The sequence below is a fragment of the Enterococcus sp. AZ020 genome (assembly GCF_050499205.1).
GTDB classification, from domain to species: domain Bacteria; phylum Bacillota; class Bacilli; order Lactobacillales; family Enterococcaceae; genus Enterococcus_L; species Enterococcus_L dunnyi.
Window position 1 is genome coordinate 1,998,642 of record NZ_JBIPAT010000001.1, and the last position, 21,905, is coordinate 2,020,546.

General features: G+C 33.4%; 26 protein-coding genes. All 26 read left to right on the top strand.

Going from position 1 to position 21,905, the window contains the following annotated elements; all coding sequences use genetic code 11:
• Nucleotides 1-157 precede the first annotated feature (157 nt).
• A complete protein-coding gene (locus IGI58_RS09715; RefSeq protein ID WP_429953592.1) occupies nucleotides 158-631 on the top strand; it encodes a hypothetical protein in 474 nt (157 codons plus the stop codon).
• Nucleotides 624-2,225, top strand: coding sequence for a DNA primase family protein (locus IGI58_RS09720; protein WP_429953591.1), 1,602 nt, complete (start codon nucleotides 624-626; stop codon nucleotides 2,223-2,225). Before IGI58_RS09715 ends, IGI58_RS09720 begins: the two co-directional genes overlap by 8 nt.
• Before the next feature lie 33 nt (nucleotides 2,226-2,258).
• Nucleotides 2,259-2,384, top strand: a complete 126-nt coding sequence (locus tag IGI58_RS09725) for a hypothetical protein (protein WP_429953590.1) — start codon at nucleotides 2,259-2,261, stop codon at nucleotides 2,382-2,384.
• A gap of 82 nt (nucleotides 2,385-2,466) precedes the next feature.
• Complete coding sequence (locus IGI58_RS09730) at nucleotides 2,467-3,006, top strand: hypothetical protein (RefSeq protein ID WP_429953589.1); 540 nt, start codon at nucleotides 2,467-2,469, stop codon at nucleotides 3,004-3,006.
• Nucleotides 3,007-3,219: 213 nt separating this feature from the next.
• On the top strand, nucleotides 3,220-4,629 hold the full coding sequence (locus IGI58_RS09735; RefSeq protein ID WP_429953588.1) for a recombinase family protein: 1,410 nt from the start codon (nucleotides 3,220-3,222) through the stop codon (nucleotides 4,627-4,629).
• On the top strand, nucleotides 4,613-6,253 hold the full coding sequence (locus tag IGI58_RS09740) for a recombinase family protein (RefSeq protein WP_429953587.1): 1,641 nt from the start codon (nucleotides 4,613-4,615) through the stop codon (nucleotides 6,251-6,253). The genes IGI58_RS09735 and IGI58_RS09740 overlap by 17 nt, the downstream gene beginning before the upstream one ends.
• A 190-nt stretch (nucleotides 6,254-6,443) precedes the next feature.
• Nucleotides 6,444-8,615, top strand: a complete 2,172-nt coding sequence (locus IGI58_RS09745) for an HsdM family class I SAM-dependent methyltransferase (protein WP_429953586.1) — start codon at nucleotides 6,444-6,446, stop codon at nucleotides 8,613-8,615.
• A 4-nt stretch (nucleotides 8,616-8,619) separates the two neighbouring features.
• On the top strand, nucleotides 8,620-10,080 hold the full coding sequence (locus IGI58_RS09750) for a restriction endonuclease subunit S (RefSeq protein WP_429953585.1): 1,461 nt from the start codon (nucleotides 8,620-8,622) through the stop codon (nucleotides 10,078-10,080).
• Nucleotides 10,081-10,183: 103 nt separating this feature from the next.
• Nucleotides 10,184-10,450 carry a hypothetical protein gene (locus IGI58_RS09755; protein WP_429953584.1) on the top strand — a complete coding sequence of 89 codons (267 nt, stop codon included), beginning with the start codon at nucleotides 10,184-10,186 and terminating at the stop codon, nucleotides 10,448-10,450.
• Between the two features lie 586 nt (nucleotides 10,451-11,036).
• Nucleotides 11,037-11,288 carry a hypothetical protein gene (locus tag IGI58_RS09760; RefSeq protein WP_429953557.1) on the top strand — a complete coding sequence of 84 codons (252 nt, stop codon included), beginning with the start codon at nucleotides 11,037-11,039 and terminating at the stop codon, nucleotides 11,286-11,288.
• An 11-nt stretch (nucleotides 11,289-11,299) separates the two neighbouring features.
• The gene (locus IGI58_RS09765) at nucleotides 11,300-11,659 is read left to right on the top strand and encodes a hypothetical protein (protein ID WP_429953556.1); all 360 of its coding nucleotides are present in this window, start codon (nucleotides 11,300-11,302) and stop codon (nucleotides 11,657-11,659) included.
• Nucleotides 11,650-13,197 carry a GH-E family nuclease gene (locus tag IGI58_RS09770; protein ID WP_429953583.1) on the top strand — a complete coding sequence of 516 codons (1,548 nt, stop codon included), beginning with the start codon at nucleotides 11,650-11,652 and terminating at the stop codon, nucleotides 13,195-13,197. Before IGI58_RS09765 ends, IGI58_RS09770 begins: the two co-directional genes overlap by 10 nt.
• Nucleotides 13,198-13,212: 15 nt before the next feature.
• A complete protein-coding gene (locus IGI58_RS09775) occupies nucleotides 13,213-13,755 on the top strand; it encodes an ankyrin repeat domain-containing protein (protein WP_429953582.1) in 543 nt (180 codons plus the stop codon).
• Complete coding sequence (locus IGI58_RS09780; protein WP_429953581.1) at nucleotides 13,742-14,086, top strand: immunity protein Imm33 domain-containing protein; 345 nt, start codon at nucleotides 13,742-13,744, stop codon at nucleotides 14,084-14,086. The genes IGI58_RS09775 and IGI58_RS09780 overlap by 14 nt, the downstream gene beginning before the upstream one ends.
• A 270-nt stretch (nucleotides 14,087-14,356) precedes the next feature.
• Complete coding sequence (locus tag IGI58_RS09785; protein WP_429953580.1) at nucleotides 14,357-14,491, top strand: DUF960 family protein; 135 nt, start codon at nucleotides 14,357-14,359, stop codon at nucleotides 14,489-14,491.
• Between the two features lie 233 nt (nucleotides 14,492-14,724).
• On the top strand, nucleotides 14,725-14,850 hold the full coding sequence (locus tag IGI58_RS09790) for a hypothetical protein (protein WP_429955419.1): 126 nt from the start codon (nucleotides 14,725-14,727) through the stop codon (nucleotides 14,848-14,850).
• Nucleotides 14,798-14,959 carry an HAD hydrolase-like protein gene (locus IGI58_RS09795; protein WP_429953579.1) on the top strand — a complete coding sequence of 54 codons (162 nt, stop codon included), beginning with the start codon at nucleotides 14,798-14,800 and terminating at the stop codon, nucleotides 14,957-14,959. Before IGI58_RS09790 ends, IGI58_RS09795 begins: the two co-directional genes overlap by 53 nt.
• A gap of 587 nt (nucleotides 14,960-15,546) precedes the next feature.
• Nucleotides 15,547-16,440: a helix-turn-helix domain-containing protein gene (locus IGI58_RS09800; protein ID WP_429953578.1), complete on the top strand. Its 894-nt coding sequence runs from the start codon at nucleotides 15,547-15,549 to the stop codon at nucleotides 16,438-16,440.
• A 96-nt stretch (nucleotides 16,441-16,536) separates the two neighbouring features.
• Nucleotides 16,537-16,857 carry a DUF960 family protein gene (locus IGI58_RS09805; protein WP_429953577.1) on the top strand — a complete coding sequence of 107 codons (321 nt, stop codon included), beginning with the start codon at nucleotides 16,537-16,539 and terminating at the stop codon, nucleotides 16,855-16,857.
• 48 nt (nucleotides 16,858-16,905) lie between these two features.
• Complete coding sequence (locus IGI58_RS09810; protein ID WP_429953576.1) at nucleotides 16,906-17,376, top strand: JAB domain-containing protein; 471 nt, start codon at nucleotides 16,906-16,908, stop codon at nucleotides 17,374-17,376.
• 59 nt (nucleotides 17,377-17,435) lie between these two features.
• Nucleotides 17,436-17,747, top strand: coding sequence for a 4'-phosphopantetheinyl transferase (locus tag IGI58_RS09815; protein ID WP_429953575.1), 312 nt, complete (start codon nucleotides 17,436-17,438; stop codon nucleotides 17,745-17,747).
• 167 nt (nucleotides 17,748-17,914) lie between these two features.
• Nucleotides 17,915-18,469, top strand: coding sequence for a DUF1643 domain-containing protein (locus IGI58_RS09820; protein WP_429953574.1), 555 nt, complete (start codon nucleotides 17,915-17,917; stop codon nucleotides 18,467-18,469).
• Between the two features lie 102 nt (nucleotides 18,470-18,571).
• Nucleotides 18,572-18,928: a hypothetical protein gene (locus IGI58_RS09825; RefSeq protein WP_429953573.1), complete on the top strand. Its 357-nt coding sequence runs from the start codon at nucleotides 18,572-18,574 to the stop codon at nucleotides 18,926-18,928.
• Nucleotides 18,918-19,385 carry a double zinc ribbon domain-containing protein gene (locus IGI58_RS09830; protein ID WP_429953572.1) on the top strand — a complete coding sequence of 156 codons (468 nt, stop codon included), beginning with the start codon at nucleotides 18,918-18,920 and terminating at the stop codon, nucleotides 19,383-19,385. Before IGI58_RS09825 ends, IGI58_RS09830 begins: the two co-directional genes overlap by 11 nt.
• Before the next feature lie 66 nt (nucleotides 19,386-19,451).
• Nucleotides 19,452-20,357 carry a hypothetical protein gene (locus IGI58_RS09835; RefSeq protein ID WP_429953571.1) on the top strand — a complete coding sequence of 302 codons (906 nt, stop codon included), beginning with the start codon at nucleotides 19,452-19,454 and terminating at the stop codon, nucleotides 20,355-20,357.
• A 255-nt stretch (nucleotides 20,358-20,612) separates the two neighbouring features.
• The gene (locus tag IGI58_RS09840) at nucleotides 20,613-21,758 is read left to right on the top strand and encodes a hypothetical protein (protein WP_429953570.1); all 1,146 of its coding nucleotides are present in this window, start codon (nucleotides 20,613-20,615) and stop codon (nucleotides 21,756-21,758) included.
• Nucleotides 21,759-21,905: the final 147 nt, after the last annotated feature.

Sequence of the window (21,905 nt, forward strand, 5' to 3'; positions counted from 1 at the left end):
TAAAAAAGCGTCATTTATGATTTTTTGTCCTTTTGTTCGTTATTATGTCTAAACTTAAAAACATTTTAGACACAAAATGCAGTCCCAAAACTAATGGTTTAAACTAAGGTTATCGATAAATAAATTTATGCAGCGCTGCGTAAGAAAGAGGAATACAATGGAATTTGACTTAAACTTTAAAGATTTTTATGAAGAAGGTTTTGCTACAAAGTGGATAATAGCTACGCTAACTAATTTTTCAACTCGTGAAGTTAATTTCGGACCAGAGCCGATAGGAACTGATTTTCTGCTAACGTTTAACGTTGAAAAATATATTGGTTTTAAAAAATCAGAATTTTTTGAGGATCATCAATACATTCATGGTTTTCAACTGAAATATGGTACACAGGTTAATCGTAGTTATTTTGCAAAAATCATGAGAAACACAGGATTTTATTTCCAAAAAGGGCGTCAATCTATGAACACGAAAGAGATGGAAGGAAAAATATTTATCATTGGATTACAAGACAATCAGTCAGAAAAGACACAGAGGGTATTTCGTAATATAGATACAATGTTCCCCATCTCTGAAGACTTTTTACAAACATTACAAGAATTTGAAGTGACAAATGAAGAGATGCATGATGAATAAGTTACTTCAAAAAATGAAACCTCATCAGTTTTTAGATCAATATGTATTCACATTAAATCAAGAAAACAGTTTATTAAAATTAACAAGGAGACAGATCGATAGCTTTCAGGAGCTATCGATCGGAGAAGTTAAAGCAATCGCTTTGTCTGAAACATGGATAGCTACTGAGGAGTTTATCACTTTTGTACTTGAAGAAACGAACATTTCAAAAAGTCGAACACGTATTAAGCGAAGGATTCCTGAACACTTAAAACAACTGGTTTTTGAAACGTATTCTGTGTTTATATTAGCACTGTTTGAATTTGATAATAGGAACTATAAGCAACCTGAATTGATCTCTAAGGTAGCAGTATTCTTCCATAAAGCTTCAAAATTAGTAATAGTGAAAGAGATTAACGAGATGCGTATCTATAACAAAGTAACAGGCGTTTATGAATCTGCGGAAAAAGTGTTACCACAAATAATTGCTATTTTCTTGGAAAATTTTTTAACTGTTTCTTGGAATAGCAATACAATTAATGAGATAATCCTACGAATTAAAGCGAAAACAGCTATAGTGAATTGGAATGAATTTGATGTACAAGGCTTTGCGTTTGCAAATAAAACGCTGCTATTGAATACTATGGAACCATACTTCGTTAATCACTCGCCAAATTTTTATCTAACAAAAAAATCAACTGTTCATGTGGATGAAACAGCCAACTGTCCAATGTTTTATCATTTTTTAGAAGAAATCATTCCAGATGAGATTAAATTTATTCAAGAGTATGGCGGTTATATGTTGGATCAAACAAATCGAGCGCAAAAACTATTGATTGCTTTCGGTGGTGGACGAAATGGAAAAAGCGTGTTGTTTGATGTGTTTACCCAAATTATAGGGGTTGAAAATTCAGCTTCAGCAAGTATGGACGAGTTATCTTCACGCTTCGGGAAGGAAGTAATGTTGAATAAAAAAGTGAATATCTCCAATGAGGGAGCAACTTTTTCATATAATCCAGATACGTTAAAAGCTCTTGTATCAGGTGACCCGTTGAATGTAGACAGAAAAAATAAACCAGCTATAACCACCTCTTTGTACGCAAAACATGTATTCATCACAAATAAACTACCTCCAATTTACGACCAATCATTTGGGTATAAACGGCGACTGTTGTTACTGGAATTTTTGAAACAAGTGTCTGAAACAAAGGTGGACCCTTTTTTAACAGAAAAATTGTTACAAGAGTCTTCAGGCATACTAAATTTTTTATTAAAAGGATTAACACGTTTGCGTCAGAACGAGTATCATTTTTCTGAATCAGAAGGAATGCTTCAAGCAAAGCGAAACTATTTTAATTCAGCCAATCCATTGTCAAGCTTTATATCAAATGAAATAGAGATCCGTGTTGGCAAACGATTATACAGAAATGACGTGATTAACAGTTATCAAGAATGGTTAGTTAGCAATGGCTTTTATGACAGCGTTGCAACAAATACCCAATTGTTTTGGAAGAAATTTGAAGCTGACTATTACGATCAATTTGACCATTTACCGATTATAAAAAAGAATAAACAGGGACGTTTTATAGAAAATATAATGTTCAAAACTAGCTAAGAAAAAGTGGAAAATCACGAAGGAGATTCGCAAATGATGAATGATAATTTTATTGATGATACGGAAGAGTACTGGAGATCTTTGTTTGAACATGAACCATTTGATCACTTTTCAAAAATTGGAAAATTGATTGTTAAACCTGAAAATATTGATTTTTAAATAAGGGTCAAATCCTGTACGACTTCACAAAAAAGTATGGAATAAAAATAACAAATAAACGAATAGAAAGCAGGAATTTTAAATGAAGAATAGAAATGAAGAAGCAGTATTTTATAATCGAGATATATTTATTGATATACAAGGAACTAGTGGAATCAATCATTTCGCATATTACAGTGAAATCAAAAATGTCGAGCTTGTTAAAGGTAGAAATAGAATTGGGCAAATCGTGTCCTTGATCGTTCTTACATTAGAAGTAACAGACCCTTCAGGTGCTCCGGGTGAGTATCAGATTGATCATGTGATTGAAGTCAATCACAAAGAAGATGGAGCATTTTGGGGCTTGATAGAGGCATTAAATGTATCATATGTTCCTGCGCTGAATCGTTTAGGGGAATTGTTACCTGAGAAGATATACCAAACTTGGCAACAGTATGTGAGCTCTTCAGAAAATGGTTTTGACTACTTTGAAGATGAGCAGTTAAGGCCATTATTCAACCAGCTAAAGAAAGTTTTATTGCATAAACAAGCGTTAATTAGTGCTCGATCAGTCTATGACAGCATTTCACATCAACAAGTATTTTTCGTAGAAGAACTGAAATTTCACAAGTGGTACAGTTAAAAAAAGCTGACCATTAAATCAGAAGAAAAACAAGGAGGCAAGAAGCATGAATGATAATCTGACCATTTTTTCCAAGCAATTAGCTTGTTCTTTACTACCCTATATTTTTCACCATGAGCCCACATTAGATGAAACAGATACGAACCAATAAATTTTTAACTATGAGAAAGCATACCTGCAAAATACGGTATGTTTTCTTATTAAGGAGTGATTATGGTGAACGTTTATTCGTATGCTCGAACTTCTGTAGATGATGGAAGGAAAGTAAGCATTGATGCGCAATTAACAAAAATTGAAACGTATGCATCTAAACAGGAAGATAGTATCCCCTTTGTCTACGTCGATAAAGGATTTTCAGGTGGGACAGAAAACAGACCTGATTTCCAGCGATTAAAAGAAACGATTGTACAAAATAATTCAGTAGGAATTCTTTATGTTTGGCGGTATGATCGAATCGCAAGAAATACAAAAAATCTTTTAGAGTTTCTTGAATTTTGTGAGCATCATCATGTTCAAGTTCATTCAGTTACAGAACCTTTGCCAAATGGCGTAGGAACGAGTATTGCCACACAAAAAATGTTTGTACAAGTCTTAGGGATTTTAGGGGAAATGCAGCGGAACGTGACCATTGAGAATATAAATGCAACGTTAGCTTATAAAAAAACAAAGAAGCAATACTTAGGTTCGTCTGTTCCAATAGGTTACTTATTAGAAAATGGAAACGTCAGTAAAAATCCAGAAACAGCGCCAATGATCAAGCGGATATTTGAGTTATACGCGACTGAAAAATATGGCTATAAGAGTCTTGTGAAACAGTTAAGCAAAGAAGGCTATCTGTACAAAGGGAAGCCGTTAGCTATCCATCGTATTCCTATAATTTTAGGGAACACACTTTATTATGGATGGATAAAAGGAGGAGAATTAGGCGGTTACTATGGAAATTTCCAACCGATTATTTCTGAATCATTGTTTCATAAAGTACAAGAAATACGAGAACAACGACATTGTAAGAAAAAGAATGGACGAGTGTATCCTTTACGACAGAAAATTAGTTGTCCATATTGTGGTTGGTTTCTTAGTCCAAAAAGGATAAGCCATAAACAAACAGGTAAAGAACACCATTATTATCATTGTGCGAATCGGCAATGTGAAGGAGTAACTGTTTCTGCGTCTAAGATAGAATCTCAAGTCATGAAGCATATAAAAGTGTTTTTAAGCAAGAAAGAATTGTTAGATGGGCTAACAACAGCGGTTCAAGAAGAGTTAATGAGCATTCAACGCAACAACCAACAATACAAGAAAAAAATTGACCAACAGCGAACGAACTTATTCGAAGCTTTTGAGAAAGATCAACTATCTACCAATGAGTTTAAAAAGCAACTAGAACAATTGAATAAGAATAACGCACGAAATCCACATCCAAAGCTATCAGAAGCTGTTTGCCAACAGAAGCTAACTGCTTTATTACAGCTAACTCAACAGCCAATAAAAGACGTGTTATGGGCTCAACTGAAAGAAATTCGACTAACAAAGAAGAGAGACATCACTGAAATTTACTTAAAAAATATCAATCAAAATATTTTACAGTGGGAAGGAAGAAATCAGAATGGAAAAACCAATTAAGAAAAACCGTCTGGCTTTGTATTTGCGTGTCAGCACGAACGAACAAGCGCAAGAGGGGTATAGTATTCAAGCACAGGAACAAAATGGACGGGATTATGCTAAACGAATAGGCTATGAGGTAACAGAGGTTTATGCGGATGAAGGGGAAAGTGGTAAAAGCACAAAGAACCGTTTGGCGTATCAACGAATGATGGCGGATGTACAAGCAGAAAAATTTGATCTGTTAGTCATTTGGAAACTAAGCCGACTTGGACGAAATATGTTGGATATTTTAAAAACAGTAGACGTGCTTTTAGAACACAATGCCGGTTTGTACTCTATCTCAGAACAATTTGACGTAACGACCTCTAGTGGGAAGTTGATGTTGCAGCTTCTTGGCAGCTTTAGTGAATTTGAACGAAATCAAATTTCAGAAAATGTTCAAATGGCCATGACCTCATTGGTACGAGATCAAAAGCGCTATGCAGGGGGACGAAGGCTTGGTTATGTTAGTGGTGTTGATAATGATGGAAAAAAACAATTACTCATTGAACCCAAAGAAGCGGAACTAGTTCAGTTGATTTATTCAAAATACTTGAGTGGGCAAGGGTATCGTTCAATTGCGAATGAATTAAATAAAAGAGGCTATCAAACAGTGAAAGGCAATTCTTTTTCAACCACTGCCATTAAAGATATTTTGCATAATAAAATCTATGCTGGGTACTTAGAATATGCCCGTTACGTTGATTGGGATACGAAACGAAGAAAGGGGAAAAATCTCCACCCGATTATTGTAAAAGGAGACCATGAACCAATTATTGATGAACATACCTATCAGGCGGTTCAGGAGCGTTTAGACTTGGAGAGCAGACACCCCAATTGGAATCATGCAGGTGAAAATGTATTGACAGGATTGCTTCGATGTCCAGAATGTGGAGCACCAATGGCAGCAAGTAATGTGACCAATACACTAAAGGATGGGACCAAAAAACGTATTCGGTATTATTCCTGTTCTCAATTTCGAAATAAAGGAGCAAGTGTATGTCATGCGAACTCAATCCGAGCAGACCAAGCGGAACAGTTTGTGGCTGCAAGGCTGAAGGAAATCGTTCAACATCCACAAATCATAAAAGAAGTCATTCAAGCACTTAATCAGGAAATGGAGGAGCAGCGCCTCCCATTGTCGCAAGAACTAAAGGTTATACAGACCGAAAAAAAAGAAATAACTGCCAAAATTGAGAAATTGACGTTATTGTTAGAAGAAGACCCAGAATTGTTAGACTCATTAAAAGAACGTTTAGAAAAAAAGCATACATTACGACGAGAAAAACAGATTCGAGAAAATGAACTCTTAAGCATTTTAAGTTATCAAGGCAAGAAAATAGAGGTAGGTAACGTGACTGACATTGTTATTGGCATTGATAAACTAGTAAGCAATCAAGAAAAACAGCAGATAAAACAGCTATACAGAACGTTTATTCAAAAGATTACCTTTACGCCAGATACTAAAGACCACTTACAATTGACGATGTATTTTGACCAATCCATCATTGATCAACTTAACAAGCACTATAGAGAAACCGTATCCCATTCAGAGGATACGGTTCTTTTTGTCTTAACAACACCGTTCCGATTCACTGTATAGGAGCAATGAAGAATCGCATCAAATGTGATCGTCCACGTAACAATTCCCTAGCGGTTAATGATCGCTAGGGGAACTGTTATGGAGGTGCGTAACAACTATGATGGATGTTTAATAGGCTGTATTATTAATTGTTGACAGAACTGTAGAAAATGATGTATTGTATAGGCAGAATAGTAGAGAAGGTGGATTCGTGATAATAACAAATTTATTTAACGTATTTGATGAAAAGTTTAGAGAGATTACTTTAATTGATAGTGAGTGGTATAGAAATAATTGCGGAGTTTTTGCAAACATTACGAAAAAGAAAGTTTTCAATAAAGAAGGGTTACGATCAGAAGAATGGTACAGGGCTAGGATGGTCTGGGCAATGGTAGAGTTTGGATACCCTTCTGAAAATATATGTGTGGAGTTCACTATTCCAAAAGGCAGTGAAGGTGCTAGGTCACTTAAACCAGATATTATAGTTTTTAAGACAAAAAAGTGGCGAGTTATCTATGATAACTGGGATAAGAAAACATCTCTCCCCGATGAATTAAGAGAAAATATGCTTTTAGTCATGGAAGCAAAGGATAATTCTCAAAAAGTTGAAAATGCTGTTTTCAAGCAAATAGCAGAAGCAATGTCTAGCTACATTGGAGAAGAAGTTTATGGTATATATTTTGATAATGAAGATGATGTGTTAGTTTTTTCTAAAGAAGGAACTCACCCAATTAATCGATATTATTTGGATAAAACTATAATGGGTGAGGGACGGGAGAAACTAAATTTAACTAATCGAGATGACCTAAGTAGATTTCCAACATTCAGCAATCTTGTCGGTCGAATTAAATCAACCGAGGATGTAAAAAAATTAAATTTTAAATCAAATCAACCGATTACTGAAGATAACTTTGCTGATATTCTAAAAGAAGTGAACCGTATGCAAGATAGTCTAAATATCTCTCATGCACAAGATCTTATAGTTGAATTTCTTATGTTAAAGGTTGCTGATGAAAAAGCTGTCCAGAGCGGAAAAAAAGATTTCTTTGAATTCTATATCACAGAATCTGAAAAACAGATGAGTGGTGAATCTGTACAGAGCTTTCGAAAAAGGATAAAAGGATTATACGAAGAAGCTAGATTACATTTCTCTGTGCTAAGTGATACAGAATTTTTTTACAAAGAGAGGAAGTTTAAAAACAAAAGCATTTCTCTACAACCTTCCAAAAAAGATGATGAAAAATTTCTCATAGGCATCATTGAAAGGATACAGAAAAAGATTATTTTATCTGATAATCGAGGTAGTTATAATCAAATTATTTTCAATAACTTTGGTAATGATTTAAACAAAGCTAAAGAAAAACAATTCTTTACACCTTTGGATGTAGTTGAAATGATAGTGAAAATAATTAATCCATCAAATGACGAAACTATTTGCGATCCTTGTTCAGGTATATGTGATTTCTTAACAGTTACACATAATTTTTTAAATAAGAAATATGAGAAACATTTTAATAAACTATTTGCGTTTGATAAGGATGAAAAGATATTAAAATTAGCTCAACTAAATTTAATCTTAAATGGAGAAGGAAACACAACTATTAGAAATGTAAATTCGATTAATCAAAAAATGTTAACCGATGGCTCAATTTGCTTTGACGATTTTGATAAATCTAACTATGATATTTATGATTGGGAACATCTGGATGATGAATCAAAGGATATTCTGAAATATGATGTAATTTTAACTAACCCTCCTTTCGGAAAAGGGAGAGATTTGCAAACAGGTAAAAAGTCAAGGTGGGATATTAAAGAAAGCACAATGGAACTTTATGAAACATGGTTGGTTTCAAGAAAGCCACAGGCGATAGATATGGGTATAGTCTTCTTAGAGAATGCATATAAGAGTCTAAAACCTGGTGGAAGAATGGGTATAATACTATCTAATTCCATTGCTGGTATTGCCCAATGGAGTGAGGTACGAGCGTGGTTAATGAAAAGACTTCGAATCGTAGGAATCATTGATTTACCACAAGATACGTTTGGAGAGACTGGGGTGTCTACCACTGTAATAATAGGTTACAAACCAACTGATGATGAACAATTTCTTTTAAGTGATGACTATGAAGTATATGTTAACACCGTTAAAAATGTAGGATATACGGTAAAGACAACTGACCGGATTGTTGTTATGAAACCAGTTTTTGAGGTAGATCCGATAACATTGGAAAGACTTAAAGACTCTAAGGGAAATGAAAAACGTCTTACAGATATTCCTAATGTTGTCAATGATTTTGCAGAATGGTTAGTTGATAATAAGCATAGGTATAAAGAAATTTACTCTTCTTTCGATGGAGATAACATCCAGAGATGGGAGGTATAATAAAGTGAGTAATCAAAGTTTAACCATATCTATTAAAGAGATTATTAAAAACCATTATTCCTTAAGTGCATTAGACTATAGAGCAATGTCAAATAGTAGTGAATCTGAAGGTATTGCTATGATTGATTTGATCACTACCATGGAAAAAGGTTTTGAACCTGGAAGTGAGAATTATGTAGAAGAATCATCATATAAATTTCTCCGAATCTCTGACTTGGATGATGATTCAGCAGTGATATTTCTAACAAATGAAGTTAAAAATATTAAGAGTGTCAATTTGGATAAGCAAGTAAGAAAAGGTGATATACTATACCAGACTGCTAGCAATGTAGGGAATGTATGCTTCTATTATGATGAAAAGCCTGCCTTTTATAATAGTCATCTATTGAAACTAGATTTAAAAATGGAAGATAAGTTTTATGTATTTGCTTTTTTGAAATCATCTTTTTCAAAAACTGCGTTAAACGTTTCAGGTTCAATTAAGGGTGTTGATAATTTCAGAAAAGATATCATTGAGAATCAAAAAATAGTATTTCCAAATAAAGAGAATTATAAAGATCCAAATTTAATAAAGCAATATGTTGAGCTACTCATGGAAAGTATTATTCAAAAGGAAATTGAGATTAAGGAAAAAAATGAACAAATTGATGCTTTTTTTAGTGAAGAGCTTAATAAGGATTCTGATCAATTCAAACTGAATTACTCATATCCGACTAAAACACAATTTCTAATTGATAATCGTTTAGACTCACATGTCTTTTCAAGAGACTATAAGTTGATTGAACATAACATTAAACAATATTCAGATGGATTTTTCTATCTTGATTCTGAAAATATATCTCCTGGAAGGACACCAAAGGATAGGATTTTCAGTGAAGAAAGTCTACCAGGAAATTATTTATGGCTAACTCCTAAAAATATGAAAGGAAGATTGTTGCATTATCAAACTTATATTCATACAAACGACGGTGTTTCTTTAAAAAAAGATGATGTTGTTATTTCAGGGATTAGATATGTGGATAATGGTGTGTTCATTAGTGATGCGGGGAAAAAAGTTTATACCAATCAGAATACTTTGATAATTAGACATTCTGAAGATAGGGAGACTCAAATATTTATATTGCTTTTTTTAACTAGCTCTGTTGCAAAAGAATTGGTATATTCAAGAAGAATAATGGGGACTGTGCCAATTCTGTATGCTAGTCAGCTCTGTAAAATTCCAATACCTAATTTCTCTAAAGTCAAGAGAGAAAAAGTTGTAGAACTCTTTTTTAATGAGATGCCTCTATTAAAGGATACAGATAATTTTAAAGAGTACTTGAATGAAGCAAATAAGAGAAATAAAGCGATGGGAATATATCAGTTAAATGAGGAGCTTCTTTACCTCAGAGATATATTGAATGAGACAATCGGTAATATTGTTAATAGAAAGAAAATAGTGGTTTCATTACCATTTACCTGTTAAACACAAAAATTAGAAAACAAGAAGACCATACCAGATTTTGGTAGGGTCTTTTTTGATGTGAAACTCAAATATTGATTGTTAAAATGAAGGGGAGGTCGGTACTATGAAAAAGGTTTTTACTATAATAATAGGGAAAAACAAGATAGAAATAAAAAGATTTAATACTGTAAGCAAAAAGATTGAAAATACTGAACAAACAGAAAAAGACCTAAAAGAAATCATCCAAATATATCAATCTGAACTGCAAATAATTCAAAAAAGAGATGATATGATTTACAAATTAGTGAGAAAAGAATATAAAACATGGTTAGTAAAAATGTATATACCTCTTATTGAAGGATTACAGGGTTATATTAAACTCTTTAAATGAGTTTAATGATGGAATAATCTTAATGTGAGAAAAATATTGTGGAGTGCAATTTTAATGTGGCTTGAAAAGTAACTATGTTATAGTAAGTTGAAAAAAGTGATATATTATCATTGTCTATATTCGTAGAGCTCTTTGTTATCCTAAAGTTCACCAAATATCATTCACTTCCGATACGCAGAACCGTATCATAAATGATGGTATTTTTATTGTAATAAAGAAGTATCTAAGGGTGATACTATATGAACGATAAACTCATTGCTAAAGCAAAAGAGCCATTTTCTACGAGTAGAACATTTCTATTATCTATAAATGATGCCAACTGAATAAAGTGAATTGAGATTTTGGCTGACACCATTGTTATTGTAAGTAAAAACAAAGCACTTAAATAAAAAAATCAAACGTATTATCAGTTAAAACAAGATAATACGTTTGATTTTTTTACGTAACAGGCACTTAACATTACCTATACACAGCCGACTTTTAAAAATAATCAAGGGGAAATCATTTATTTTTACTAAATGACCTGTAATGTTTATCTTTATTTTGTTAAACTATACTTATTGGAAAAGAAGGGGTTGATTCTTTTATGAGTCATATAGCTTCAGATATAGGTGCTGCTACAGGTGCAGTATCTGGTATTAAATCCGTATCTGTCAATAAAGGTACACAAGTAACACTAGGGAAAAGTAACGTTTCCAGTATGAAACAGGGAACGGAAGTCAATAATCAATTATTGTCAGATTTAGCTCAGTTAATCGATTGCGTGAAAGAACAAAGTCAAAAGTTCCCTAAAATTGCTGAGATTATGGCAATTGAAGACAGCAAAATTAAATTTTAAGGAGCTAATTCATGGAGAATAAAAATGATGTAGAACGAGCCAAGTATGGACGTTTCATTACAGAAAAAGAAACAAGCATGGATGAGTTGAAACAAGATCAGAAGAAGATCGAAATGAGCCTCTTAGATTTACAAGAAGAATTACATCGTGGTTATCGTACGTTAGCTATGTTAAATGAAGAGGTTGTTCATGAAGGGAATATTGAAGGAATTCGTATTCAACGAAGAAATGAAGAACAAGAAGTTTTTTTCGCCCGTCAATTGCGTGAAGCAGAAGAAAATTTGACTAATTGTTATTCTGAACAACGAAAAATACTTGATAAAGAAACCGAAGAATTGTATAAAAAGAGAGGTGAAATTCCTTGGGATTAATTTATTCTAGCTCAGATTCTTCACAATTAATTTCTGCCTTACAGAAAAACCTTCAAAGTGGGAAGGAAGCTTCCGAACAATTAAAATCCGGGAGTCAAAAGGTGATAGCTGCCGTAGACGGTAAAACATTATCTGGTGCAGCTTACACGGCTGGTAAAGGTTTATTTAGCGATTTAATTGTACCCACCATTAGTAAAGTAACTTCTGCAATAGATAGTATTGAAAGTGAATTACAGACTTACAGCTCCGCCGATGCGTTGGTTTCAGGTGAAGGGACATTGGACGAAGACAAATTAATGCAACAAATAGCTACGAAAAAAGCGATGAAAGCGTCTGCTGATGCGTCGGCAGCATTAGCTAGAGCACTGTCCCGAAATAATCCTGTAGCAAAAGTATTGGATGCTTTATTAAACGTTCAATCCAATTTGGCTCGTATGTCGAATGATTTTGAAGATGATATACGAGAACTCGAAAAGAAATTAGAGAAACTGCATACCTTTTCTTCCCAAACAAACGGCTTGTTCAGTAATAGTTTGAATGACATGAAAGTGGCCATGCAAAATTGTTTGATTTTAGAGAATACAATTGTGAATAGTGACGGATCATACTCTTTGCCAGAAGGAGTCGATAAAAGTTGGTTCAATCAATTGAAAAAAGCAAGTGATTTAAATGGGATCGCTGGAGAGAAGCAACCCGATGTAGGAAATCGAGAATATAAATTAATTGATTTAGGGTATGGAAAAATATGGCTATGGGTAGAAAAAGGGAAAACAACAGCCACGGCAGAAGACATCACTGTAAGTTTGGCGTATAATGAATGGTTAAGTCGAATGATTGCAAAACATGGTCTAGGATTTGTTCAAGGGGATCGTGGAAAAGGAATGGACGAGTTATTCTATGAACAAAATGCGACATTGATAAAAGAACTTTCAACAGGGATTGATAGTGTGACGGGGAAAAAATTAACAACAGCCGAAAAATTAAGGAAAGCTTCGTTATTAGCAAATGGGTTAATCACAATGGGTGTGATGGTCAAAGGGGTTGTGAAGATATCTACTCCCAAAAATAACCTACCTAATAAGAATACAGTTATTCAAGGAAGTAAGAACGGAAAGAATTATACGCTAGATAAAAATAAGAGTAATGGAAATAAATCTTATCAGAAAGCCAGTGGGGCTGAAAAGATTAAACAGCCTATTGAGAACGGTCCATACATCAAAAATGGAAAACCAAACGGACGCCCACAACTTTCAGGGGAGAAAAAAATACAATTCGAAAAAGATGTATATAATAATCAAGTAGATCCAGATGGTATTTTAAGAGATCCTAATACAGGTGAAACTATTGATTGGAAACCAGGGGATACTAGAAAAAATAAAGTAGATTTTGGACATACAGAAGGAAATTCTTATAAAAATATGTTTGAAAAATACAAAAATGGAGAAATTACTTTAGACGAATTGAAAGAATTTCAATTTAATTCAGATAATTTTAGGTTAGAGACGCCCTCTGCAAATAGAAGCCATCAGTATGAATAAAAAGGAGCCGATAAGATGAAAATGACAACAATATTTGATGCTGTCAGAGATGGTAGTTTAGATGATGTAAAAAAAATGTACAAGGGAGATATTAACGAAGTCAACAATGAGTTAGATTTGAATTTACTGTGTATGGCAATGACTAACATGAATAATGAATCAGAAAAAATTAAGATAATTCAGTTCTTAATTGATGAAGGCATAAATATTAATTATACAACAAGTAAATATCAACGAAACGCATTGCACATGCTTTATTTTTGCAATTTGAGACCAAGTATTGATTATATGGTTGAAATTAGTAAGGTACTAATAGATAATGGAATTGATATTAATGGATTAGACAAATACAAAGCAATACCATTAAAATATTCAATTACGATTAATAAATTGTCAACAGATGAAAATAAACCTCTATACTGGATGTTGTTAGAGGCAGGCTCTAATTTTGAGTTAAAGGATAGCTTTGGGAAATCTTGTTTGGATTATGCTCAAGAGTATTCATGGAGAAATGATTTTGTAAAAATTGTGGAGGAATTTGAAAGTGAAAATAAATAATTCTGATTTCGGTGGGTTTGTGGTATCCAATAATATCTGTAAGGGAAATCCAATAAAATATTCTTTTAGAGAAAAATCCGAAATTAATAGTTTAAATGGTTGGACACTATATTCAACTATGGATGACGAGGCTTATGTTAATGAATCTCATAATTTTACGATTTTAAATGCAGATTCTATATTTAAGATATCCTCAGCAATGCTAGAAATTTTTAGTGCCCCGTATGGTACTGATTTGTGTTGGTTATATGAGAATGATGTTCATATTGGATTTTATGATTTAAAAACCGATCAAGAAGTAACTATTGACGAGATAATAACAACAAAATAAAAAAAGGCACTCTACCACTCGACGGGAATCGAGAAAATAGAGCCTTGACTAGTAAGAAATAAGCTCACTAATCAGGTTGCCAATAACGAATAAAGAGTAGCCTGTGCTAGTTATACAAAGTACTAAATCTGAATTTATCTATTAAATAAGCTAGTAATAATGCAAGTAGTTACTGGGTAGTAAAGAGATAGATAACTATATATTATATTTATGAAGATCAATCATCTTAATCGGTGGTTGGTCTATTTTGTGTTCCAAGGAGGAAAGGAAATGTTTGATAACAAAGAAAATCGATACATCACGAAGGGAGTGAACGATCACGTACCAAAAGAAATCCAACTCTATTGCTGGAATTTGATCGATAAAAAAAGAAGTAAAGCTGAAACAGAATTAGACTACTCATAAATCTTTGAGTTCAATCCAGATAAGCAACGCCAAGCAATTGAAGTGATTCATCGACAAGAGCAACCATTTTTCATTGATTATCATACTTACACCATAAAGGGAAAGATAGTTGATTTCCAAATTAAAAATTATGGGTGATCGATGATCGTAGTCATCAAATTATGTTATTACCAGAATACTATTAATTGGCATTTTTCTAAGAACCAACTACAACAATCAAAAAGGAGAAAAACATGAAAACAAATCAACCGAGAAAACGTGTAGCTATCGTCAGTCTTGAACTGGTGAAAGAAGTCTCCCCTTTTTATGCCGCTAGAACCTGTACTAGCCCTCAAGCTGTTTACGAGTTATTCGCCTAAAAAAGAAATTTTAAACTCTTTAGATGCAATTGGGATTATTCAGTATTTTGATGTGGTAGTTAGCGGAGAAGAAGTCGCCCATTCAAAACCTGCGCCAGATGTTTTTTAGAAGCAGCTAGACAATTAAAAGTTCCTTCACAAAGATGTTTGGCTTTTGAAGATACCAAAAATGGTGCTTTATCAGCAAGTAGGGCAGAGATGACAGTTATCGGTTTTCAAAATCCTGATTATCCGCCTCAAGATTTATCTGTGACAGATAAGGTGATAACCTCTTTTGGAGATTTAAGTGTAAAATAGTTGATCTTTTATTGAGTAGTTGTTTCTGTTTTAATAATTTGTGATGGCTCCTATAATGGAAATGTGGACAAATTGTAATAGAAGAAAACTTACAGAAAGTTGATTTTATTTAGGTGAATAGTATCCTATTGTAAAGTACAAAACGTGAAGTAATCCTATGTAGCAATATAGGTGTTTCTTCACGTTTCTATTGTTTTAATCATCTATCTATGGTGCTACGATGATAACAAATGGAACTACTACAGCCAATAATAAAATAGACATACTGATCTCTCCTATCTTAAATTCTGTTACTACCTTTATCATAACAGAATTTAATTTGATTATAAACGGTATTTAAACTTTAAGTATAAAATAGATTGATATGTGGTATAATTTTACAAAAAAGGAGTATATCTTATGAATGTAAATGAAACATTGCTCTTTTTTAGACAAAATATGAAGTTTACACAAAAAGAAGTATTACCTTATCATGATACTTCCGCTTATTCTAGAATTGAAAGCGGTAAACGAGAAATAAAGATGTCTGAACTAACAGCAATTCTTAATAAGCTTTCTATTTCACCAGAAGAGTTTATCTGTCATTCTTCATTGGACGATGATCAAAAAAAGTTTAGACAATTATTTGAATATTGCGCTACTCATCTTACGAATCAAAGTAAAAAGAAAGAATTACTTCACTACTATAATCAATTGAAAAATATAGAAAATCAATCATTAAAGGAACGTTCCAATTTTATTGCGATTAAGGTGTTCTTTTCAAATCACTGGTCAGAAGTTGAGCAAGTGACAAAAGAAGGATTAAATGATAGTTTTACTTATTTAAGCAAAAAATCATACTATGTTCAATATGATTATACATTGATGTCAAATATTATTTTTCTTTTAGAAGAGCAACAAGCTGAACTATTAATAAGAAGAGCGATTCCAATAAAAGATGAAGAAAATCGAAATACAGTAACGAAACAATTTGCATATAATTTAATTACTAATCTGATTACCTCCAAACTATATAGTAAGGAATATGGGAAAGTGCAAGACTATTTAGTGCTTGCTAAAAAGCAAAACCCAAAAAATAAGAATTATAAGTATCACATGACCATTAGTTATTTAGAAAATTTATATTTATATCTAACTAAAGGAGATTATACGTACATCAAGAGTGTCTATGATTACATTCATATCCTTCATACTATTGGAGAAGAACAACTTTCTATAATGACTGAGAAAGAAGTTGAGCAGTTGACACTTGCTAGGACAGATTCACCTATTAATACGATGAAGGTGAATTAGTGTATCTAGCTCAAAAATAATTATATATTATATCTATGAAGATCAATCATCTTAAATGGTGGTTGGTCTATTTTTGTGTTTTAAGGAGGGAATAAAATGTTTGATAACAAAGAAAATCGTTACATCACGAAGGGAGTGAACGAACAAGTACCAAAAGAAATCCAACTCTATTGCTGGAATTTGATCGATAAAAAAAGAAGTGAAACTGAAACAGAATTAGACTACTTACAAATTTTTGAGTTCAATTCAGATGATCAACGCCAAGCAATTGAGGTGATTCATCGACAAGAAGAACCATTTTTCATTGATTATCATACCTACACCATAAAGGGAAAGATGCCTGATTTCCAAATTAAAAAGTTATGGGTGATCGATGATCGTAGTCATCAAACCATGTTATTACCAGAAGACTATTAGTTGGCATTTCTCTATGAACCAACCACAATAATCAAAAAGGAGAAAGACATGAAAACAAACCAACCGAGAAAACGTGTAGCTATTGTCAGTCTTGAACTGGTAAAAGAAGCCTCAACTTTTTACGCCGCTAGAACCTGTACTAGTCCTCAAGCTGTTTATGAGTTATTCGCTCCGTTTATTGAAACAAAAGATCGAGAACATTTGGTGGTCGCTGGTTTAAACGTAAAAAATGAGCCAACGGCTATTCAAGTTGTTCATATAGGAACCATCAATCAATCACTTGCTTTTCCTAGAGATATCTTAAAGATGGCGCTCCTATCAAATAGTGTGTCTATTTGTGTCGGGCATAATCATCCTTCAGGTAGTGTGACCGCTTCATTATCGGATATTGAATTTACTGCGAAGTTAGAAAAAGCCTGTCGATTACTTCAAATCAATTTACAGGATCATCTGATAATTGGTAGTGGAGGAAAATATCTGTCTATGAAAGCAGAAGGCTATATAACCGATAGTAAGTAATGAAGCCTTATGAGGGAAGCTCGTAAGGTTATTTTTATACCATAGAAAGGAAAAAAGCCATGTTAAATGAAGCAATGAACATTTTACAAAAACAAACGCATCTTGTAACAGTAAAAGAGGAATGGAGCTATGAATCTGTCACATTGGAAAGGGAAGAACTAGACGAAGTTACTCTTCCAGAAGGAGCCAAAAAACAATTACCAAAACTAGTTATGACCCATTTGTATTTATATGTAGATAATCAAGACAATGAATATGTTGTGTATTTTCTTACTGATGTTACGAGCCAAACCATGTATATCAAAGGTTTGTTAAAGAATAATACACGACTCTATTCCAAACTTTTACCAATGAAGGATGGAGCTGAATGACCAAAGAGGAATTTTTAGAATTGATTTGTCACTGTATGATGCAAATAGTAGAAGCAATAAGAGAGGGGCGAGAGTAAATGGGTTTATGGATTCGTTTAGCGTGTGTAGTCATTACGACAGTTATCACTGAATTAATTAACTATCATGGATAGAAAAAGGAGAAGGAAATGATTCAAAAACGAAAGATAACGATTCAATCTGAATCATGGTCGAATACAGAAGGGGATCATCGCTACTTATTAAAAAAAGTGTGGGGTGATGGATCACTTGCAATGATCGTGACGATTCATCCGACGATGATTGACCCACTTGCATTAGATATGACCACGATGTTGATCCAAGAACAACTACGTAAGCATGAATTTTCAGGATTTTTAGCGGTTAATTTATTTTCCTCCACAAAAATTAAAGGAACAGCACAATCTTTAACTGGAGGTAGTGACGATCAAACCTTTGCGGTGATTGAAACGTGTCTAGCAGAGAAGCAATTAACGGAGATTATTATTGGCGTGGGTTCACTATTACGTACCAATGAGTTAGCTAAGAAGCAATTAGATATATTCTATGGTCTACTTTCAACGAAGCAGAAAAAACAAGTAAAGGTGTTAGTTGACGCTGAAGAACACCCAGCACATCCATTAGCGCCAAAAATTCGGCATGAATGGCGTTATATTAGCTATGCCCAGTATCGGAAGAAAAATTTAATGACAAAAGAAGTGTAAATGTCATTGTCAAAGATAGTGACAGGTGTACAGGCAATGTCAAAAAAGAATCGGTACACTAAGAATAGATTAAGTTATGAAGAAAGGGTGGAAGTGTGACATGTGGAAAAAGAGATTGAAGGCCTAAATGGGATTTATAAAACCATTGCGCAACTGACTTCTTTAGAGGATTGCTTGGTATTGTATCAACATTTGAAGGGATTAACCATCAATTTTCCCACAAAGCTAATTGATGGTGCTTATGTGAAGCGATACGTAGAAAAAGAAGTACACAAAGGAAAAGTATTTTCAAAAGAAGAAATCCAGCAATTAGCGATTTCTTTTGATTATTCAGAACGTCAAATCAGACGGTTTCTGAGTGAAGCAGTTAATGAAAATAAATTAGAGGACGAATCATTGCCTTATATAGCGCAGTGGTTACACTCACAAACAAATGGAGGAAATGAACATGGAAAGTAAGCAGATGCATTGTACGAATTGTGGGAAGGAAATGAGCCAAGAAGCGGAAATCTGTACGTCTTGTGGTGTGCGTCAAGGGAAAGTGATTCATTATTGTTATAACTGTGGAAATGAGATCCAACCCAATCAGGAATTATGTCTGGGATGTGGTGTTAATCCTCGAAAAATAAAGCGACAATCCGTAGGAAAAAGTTTAGAGAGTACAGGGACAGGTTCAGTGAATGTTATATTAGCAGCTATTTTAGGATTCTTTATTCCAGGATTGCCGTCCCTATTATGGTATAACCAGAAAACAAAAGGCATTGTGATGATTGTGGCTGCGATACTAGTGACCATACTTCTTCCTTTACTTGGGTTGATTGTTATAATTGTTGGTGCCGTAGATGCCTATCAACTAGGACAACGTGTAAATAATGGTGAAACACTAGATGAATGGACGTTTTTCTGGTCTAAGTAAACAAAATAAAAGGACGAGCAGACATTCAAATGTTTCTCGTCTTTCACTTTATTAGGAGGGATACATATGAAAAATTGGGTTAAGGGATTCATCATTTTAGGCTGTATGGTTAGCTTAGCCGCTTGTTCTACACAATCAAAAGAAGAAAAAAAAGTAAATGAAACGCAAGCTTCTTCTTCAATATCGAGTCAAGAAAAACAACGAAAGGAAGATGCTCCAGAAGTAAATCAATCAAAAGATGCTTCTTATTTTGAGGTGGATAGTAGTCGCCAATCCGCATTAGAAGATCGAATAGAGCGGAAATATAAAAAAGCATACGGACTTGGTTATGAAGGAAATCCCACAACAAAGCAAGTAACAGAGCTGAAAACGTTAGAAGATATTCAACAATTTTTACAAGAAAAGTACGAAATGAGCTTTCCGAATAATCAAACAAAAACAGGGGAGTATTATTTTGCGTTTAACCTAGATTATTTATATGGGTTAGTAATGGATGATGATTATTTTAGTTTGTACACAGAGGTATATGAAAAAGGGGAAGTAGAAGGCTACCAAGAACAAGTCATTGCGTTAAATCAGGCAGCGTTTCGTTTATTGAACCAGCTAGACATAGACCATTATTTCCGTTTAGTGATAGAAGCAGATGAGCAATGCGAGTCATTTACGGAACAACAAATTACAGATACCTTAAAAACAATAAAACAAAAACTGGTGGATAGAGAAGAGGTTGTAAAAGAGGACGCTCGTTATTTAGGTATTGCGTATGATACAAGCAGTCTTCCCTATAAAGAACAAAATCCAGCTCAATCTATTTATGACCGAGAGAAAATGGGAAGTGATCCGTATTCACAAGTGTTTAGTGATTTAGGTGGTTGGTATCAAATTATGTGTGTCTTAACGGATAAAGAGATTACTCAAAGAGGAACAAAGGTAGGGCAAGGTAAAAATCTGTATGAGGGCTTCTTAAAGTAACAGTGTAGTGTTGTTCGAAAAACTTGGGATTTTTGGGAATAGAACTAAAGCATTGAATAGACAAGAAAAATGAACAGCTTCTAAATCCCATATTCCCAAAAATAAATTGGGAATGTGGGATTCTTTTTGTCGTAAAATTACTTGAAAAAACTACATAGCAAAAGGATATTTTGGGTATTCCCAAATTTCCCAACAAATAAAATTAACTACTAAAGACAATTGAAATATATTATTATAGTAGTGAGGTGATAAAAAATGAACATCTATGATTATGAAAACAGAACATTAAACCCATTGTTTTTAGAAGGAACATACGAGCAAAAAATTAAACAAAAAAAACCAAAAGAAACGTATGTACAAAGCATTAATTTACTGTTACTTAGTATAAACAGACTGAAAGAAGACTATGGAAAAGCAATTAACAGCCTGTTACCAAATTTCCAAAAAATCACTGAGAATGTTGAATGTGATGAAGAATTGGGATATCAAAAATGGATAAAAAAGAAACTGGCGGTAAAAACGAAATTTGATAGTGAGGGGATCTCTATAGCCCACAAAGAAAATGACCTAAATCCGCTAGAGAACTTACTAATCATTTTCATTTTTCAAAACTTTCCAAAAGGTCCGAAGCGTTATAAAAAGCAATTGAAAAAATTTTCTCTCTCATCTATGGAGAGTGCCAAAGAATTGGTTTCAGGCATAAGAACGAAAACCAAACAAATTAATTCAGAATATACATCACTTGTTACACAATACGGAGTGAACTACATATACTGCTATATGGGCATGCAGGTACTTTTCCTCAGTGCATATAATGAAGAATTTTATAAGTTAATGGTAGAACTATTTCAAAATAATCTTAACGAACGACTTGAGTTATACAAAAAACAAGAGAAACTAGACAAGTGTACGGATGAAGAGGTATTGAAAAAATTTATGAAGGATACTTATACAAATGGTTCTTCTTTCTATGAATTTGAGGTGTACAAGCCTTTTATTGATGCAATAAGAAGTACTGATGCTGAAAAGTTTACCCCGAGGAATCCATATTTTACGGATGAAACAGGTAAAGCAGTCCCTGAAACCTATACTGTTTTATTTAATAGAGATACAAAGTGGTGGCTACGTGACTATCTAATTATAAAAGAGTTCATTACAGACGAAAAAATAAGTCTTCAATCAATTGACCAGTATGAGTTATTTGTTCTGTTGGATACTATAGTTGCAGAAGTATTTTTCCCTGGGATGGAAATATTGTCTGAGCGCTACTTTACTGAACAACATGAATTTAGACAAACTATTTATGGCGTAAATCACTATTTAACATCTGGTTATGGGCGACTCTCGCTTTTATTAACTTGTTCGGATAATAGTAAATATGGAGAGGACTATTGGTTTTAAAAATTATTAAATAGAGAAGAGACAGAATTTTACTGTCTCTTTTTTTGTTGCCTTTATCATAAAATTCAGAGAATGAATACTCATAGTACAGTTTTTTTAGTAGAAAAGGGGTAATTTTTAGCGAAAGTTGCTGCTTTTTTACCACGT